Origin of the sequence: Massilia sp. CT11-108 (assembly GCF_047302915.1) — a bacterium.
Taxonomy (GTDB): Bacteria; Pseudomonadota; Gammaproteobacteria; order Burkholderiales; family Burkholderiaceae_D; genus Telluria; species Telluria orientalis.
In genome coordinates, this window is the sequence record NZ_JBKYMO010001459.1 from 1 (window position 1) to 286 (window position 286).

At 71.3% G+C, this 286-nt stretch carries 1 protein-coding gene; it reads left to right on the plus strand.

Annotated features, from left to right (window positions below; translation table 11 throughout):
• A partial coding sequence (locus ACEN88_RS35260) for an AraC family ligand binding domain-containing protein (protein ID WP_413347062.1) occupies window positions 1-286 on the plus strand: 286 nt, incomplete at both ends.

Genomic DNA, 286 nt, shown 5'->3' on the forward strand with positions numbered 1-286 from the left:
CCGCGCGTGGCGCATGCTGTACCTGCCGCCGCATCTCGCCGATACCGTCGCGGCCGACCTGAGCGAAGGCGCCCGCCGCGATTACGCGTTTCACCTGCCGGTCGCCCACCATGCCGCGCTGGCCGACTGTTTCCGGCGGCTGTACGCGGCCGTCACGGGCGACGCGACCGCCCTCTTGCGCGAGCAATTGCTTCTCGAATTGCTGCATGGCCTGCAAAGCGATGCACGGCCCGACCGGCCCACGTCGGTCACGGCCGCGATCGCGCGGGCGCGGGCGATGATCGAC